This window comes from Desmonostoc vinosum, assembly GCF_059505385.1.
In genome coordinates, this window is the sequence record NZ_JCACKM010000311.1 from 1 (window position 1) to 3,538 (window position 3,538).

Genomic DNA, 3,538 nt, shown 5'->3' on the forward strand with positions numbered 1-3,538 from the left:
GGATTGGGGATTGGGGATTGGGGATTGGGGATTGGGGATTGGGGATTGGGGATTGGGAACTTGTACTGAGCGAAGTCGAAGTATGGGGAATGGGGTAAAGAAAGTTAGAAATTGAAATTTTGAGTTTAAGTTCAGGCTTAAAGGCGCAACGTTCAGGCTCAAAGGCTCAAACTTTACCCTATTTCCCTCATTTCCTTTAATCTTTTCTCGCAAGTACTAAATTTGTCACATTCAATCCGAAAAATAAACTTTTTCGTTCTCAAATTTTCCCCTACGTCTCCCCATCCCCGCGTCTCCCCATCCCCTCACTCCTCATCCGCTGAATCTACTTCCCTTTTGTCTTTAACTGTGACATATTCATCGATTGGGGAAGATTCAGAAACTATGATCAACTCAGCTTCTTGTGTATGATTGTGTCCCCATTTATCTAAAACATCTTGAATTAGGACTTCTTGCACCCAAATTTTAGCGACAACTGTCAGGGGTAGAGCTAGAAATAGTCCTAAAAAGCCAAAGAAAGTGACGAAAAATAACTGGGAAATTAATGTCACTGCTGGTAATAAAGAGACTTGATGTGCCATGACAATGGGTGTGATGAAGTTACTCTCTGTCTGTTGAATAATAAAGTAGAGAATCAAGACAGCGACGACTTTCCAAGGATTATCTAACAATGCGATCGCCATTGCTGGGATCACACTCATTGTCGGCCCCAAGTTAGGAATTAAGTTTAAAAATCCTGCTAGAACTCCTAAAGCTAGAGCTGCTTTTACACCCAAAATTGATAAGCCGACAACGCTCATCAATCCTACTACACCCATGGCAATGAAAGCACCTGTGATCCATCCCTCTAATGAGACTTCGCATTGATTTAAAATTCCTTCTACTCGTCGCCGATAAAACGAGGGAAATAACCGGACAAATACTTTGCGGTAAGCTAAGGGATCGGCTAAGAACATCCCTGTTAAAACTAGCACCAGCAAAACCTTGATAAAAACTTCTAAAGAACCAGAGACAAAGGCAAACGAACTACCTAGTACTCGATTAACAAATGGCTGTGCTTGTTGAATGAGGCTGTTGATATCCGGGACATACGGAACTAATTGAGCAGGAATGCGGGTTCTTAGTTCATTAAACCAACTATTAAAGCGCTCAAATCCTTGAGGAACACGATAGGTTAATTCATTAAACTGCTGTGCGAAAGGTGGCACAATCAACAAGAAAAAACCAATAACACATGCAAAAAAGATTGCTACAGATAGCAAAACAGCAATTCCACGCTTCACTCCTGAGCGTTGGAAGCGTTTCGCTAGCCGATTTAAAGTCACAGCCAACACAACTGCGGCAAACATCAGCAATAGCACTTCTCGAATTTGCCACAATATATATAAAGATAGAACTATAGCAATTAAGCCAATCCATTGACCAAGGTTCACAAGCTAACTCCCAAGCGTAGGCAAGATGCAATTTCCTTCCAATGCAGCTAGGTTAGCTGATTTTATTGCTGATGCCTACATTCTTAGTGGTTAATTCTGTTTTTGTACCTGAAATCGCCACAACAGAGCGATCGCCATCATTACACTTGGTAACAAAACTATAATTAATGCATTAGTTGCCGTTCCTGCGATCGCTAAACTCGGAAGTATGTACTTAATTAACAGAGATAGCAACGCTGATAACACAAGCAGTTTCAGAATAAAAATTAGCTGATTTTCCATATTAAATAATTCGTAATTCGTAATTCGTAATTCGTAATTAAGTTTTGTAATGGGGATATAGCGCAAAGTCAGAGCGGAGGTTTCCTCCGATCTGAACTTTGTAAGACCCCAACACAAAACTTGTCGGTTATAGAACTGGGGGACTTAAACCCACGGAACTAGTTAAAGTAAAAGCGATCGCTTAATTAAGCAATCGCCTATATTGTCAACTGATAACTGATTAAGCAGCCACAGGTTCTAACAATTCAATGTTCGAGAACACAAATTCCTGAATCGAAAGTTTTCCTTCTACTTCGGTGCGAATTTCCCGACGATTTAAGATGAAGTAGTTACCGACCTTTTGATACTCATCAGTAAATTCGCTTTTACCACCTTTTTGTTCGCCTGTTTTCGGGTCATGATAAACAGAGTCATAGCGGTGAGATAAATAACCTTCGCCTGTATCGTGGCTGCTGAAAGTGTTGATTGTGACTACAACGCCGTGAATATGACGGTGAACGAGGCTCACTTCATTATTGCGGATTTTGTAGCGATCGCCTTCACCCTTGCCACCGAGAATAATGGCAACAGCACCATCTGTGTCAGTTTCACCATAGCTAAAGGTATTAGCGCTGTGGGTTTCTTCAAAGGTGCGACGGACACGGTGAATAGCGATTTCCCAGGCTTGATTGTGAATCGCTTGTTTAGCTTGTTCGTCATTTACATCCAACACATCTGCTTTGAGGTTGGGGTTGATGCGAACTTTGCCTGTAAACACCTGATCGTCATATTTATAGGTAATATCTGCGGTGTAACCGGAAAAATTCTTGTCCCAAGTATAGCGGTTTTCATAAGCAGCCCGGAAAAGTTCCTGAGCAGAGAGTTGTGCAACTGTCATGTGCTTCTCCTATCGCTACTGTAATTAGCGTTTTAGATTCGTTGGTATTAGCATAGAGGTAATTGTTGAGCCGTGCATAGACCCCAACTGGGTACACTTATGGCTAATTCTCTACATGCCGTATTTGAAGCGATCGCCAATGTCCGCAGTGAGCAAGAATTACGACAAGCTCTAGTGGATAAAATTGGCGAGCATTTTGGCGTGCAAAATTGGGGTATTTATCTCCTAGACGATCACTTAACACCAGAAATCGACGATGTACAAGACATCCCAGCGGTATGCTTAGAGGGTGGTAATCCTGTTGGGCGCTATGTAGTTGAGCGTCATGCTCCCGCTCATGAGCAATTACTATTATCCCCTGACGATTGGAAACACTTTTGTTCGCGCCACGATCACGAACATGTGATGAGCGGCCCAATTGTCTGCGACGGTCGTTTGGTGGGAACATTAAACTTAGCCCGCGATCGCGGTACACCTCCCTTTAACGGCAACGATTTAGCAGACTTAAGTGCTTTGTGCATTCACTTATCAGCAAAACTTGCCACCCTACGAGCAAAGCCCAAAACCTTTACAGAAAATCCCCTGACACCACGCGAGTTACAAATTGCTGAACTCGTAGCGCAGGGGTTAACAAATGCCGAAATCGCCACCAAACTTTGGATTACTCAAAATTCCGTCAAGCAAGCTTTAAAGAGGATGTTCCGCAAATTAGGAGTTTCCGCACGTACCGAAATGGTAGCAAAACTGCATTCCGTTGATATGGGGAGTAGGGAGTAGGGAGTGGGGAGTGGGGAGTGAGAAAGACGCGGGGACGCGGGGACGCGGGGACGCGGAGAATAACTAATGACAATTCCCAACTACGAATTACGAATTACGAATTACGAATTACGAATTACGAATTACGAATTACGAATTACGAATTACGAATTACGAATTACGAATTACG

The 3,538-nt window shown here is 42.7% G+C and carries 4 protein-coding genes; 1 reads left to right on the forward strand and 3 read right to left on the reverse strand.

Annotation, left to right across the window (positions count from 1 at the left end):
- Positions 1–305 precede the first annotated feature (305 nt).
- The 3 genes from AC5JMF_RS31710 to AC5JMF_RS31720 all read right to left on the reverse strand — a co-directional run bounded on the left by AC5JMF_RS31710 (position 306) and on the right by AC5JMF_RS31720 (position 2,592).
- Positions 306–1,433, reverse strand: coding sequence for an AI-2E family transporter (locus AC5JMF_RS31710; RefSeq protein WP_495799681.1), 1,128 nt, complete (start codon positions 1,431–1,433; stop codon positions 306–308).
- 90 nt (positions 1,434–1,523) lie between these two features.
- Entirely contained in the window at positions 1,524–1,715 is a 192-nt protein-coding gene (locus tag AC5JMF_RS31715) for a hypothetical protein (protein ID WP_495799682.1), read from the reverse strand.
- 220 nt (positions 1,716–1,935) lie between these two features.
- On the reverse strand, positions 1,936–2,592 hold the full coding sequence (locus AC5JMF_RS31720) for a DUF3386 domain-containing protein (RefSeq protein WP_495799683.1): 657 nt from the start codon (positions 2,590–2,592) through the stop codon (positions 1,936–1,938).
- Between the two features lie 99 nt (positions 2,593–2,691).
- Here AC5JMF_RS31720 and AC5JMF_RS31725 point away from each other — a divergent pair, with 99 nt between their 5' ends.
- Positions 2,692–3,369, forward strand: a complete 678-nt coding sequence (locus AC5JMF_RS31725; RefSeq protein WP_495799684.1) for a helix-turn-helix transcriptional regulator — start codon at positions 2,692–2,694, stop codon at positions 3,367–3,369.
- Positions 3,370–3,538 lie beyond the last annotated feature (169 nt).

Coding starts and splice junctions, on each gene's coding strand:
- AC5JMF_RS31715 (WP_495799682.1), bottom strand. CDS start 1,715: ATGGAAAATCAGCTAATTTTTATTCTGAAACTGCTTGTGTTATCAGCG.
- AC5JMF_RS31720 (WP_495799683.1), bottom strand. CDS start 2,592: ATGACAGTTGCACAACTCTCTGCTCAGGAACTTTTCCGGGCTGCTTAT.
- AC5JMF_RS31725 (WP_495799684.1), top strand. CDS start 2,692: ATGGCTAATTCTCTACATGCCGTATTTGAAGCGATCGCCAATGTCCGC.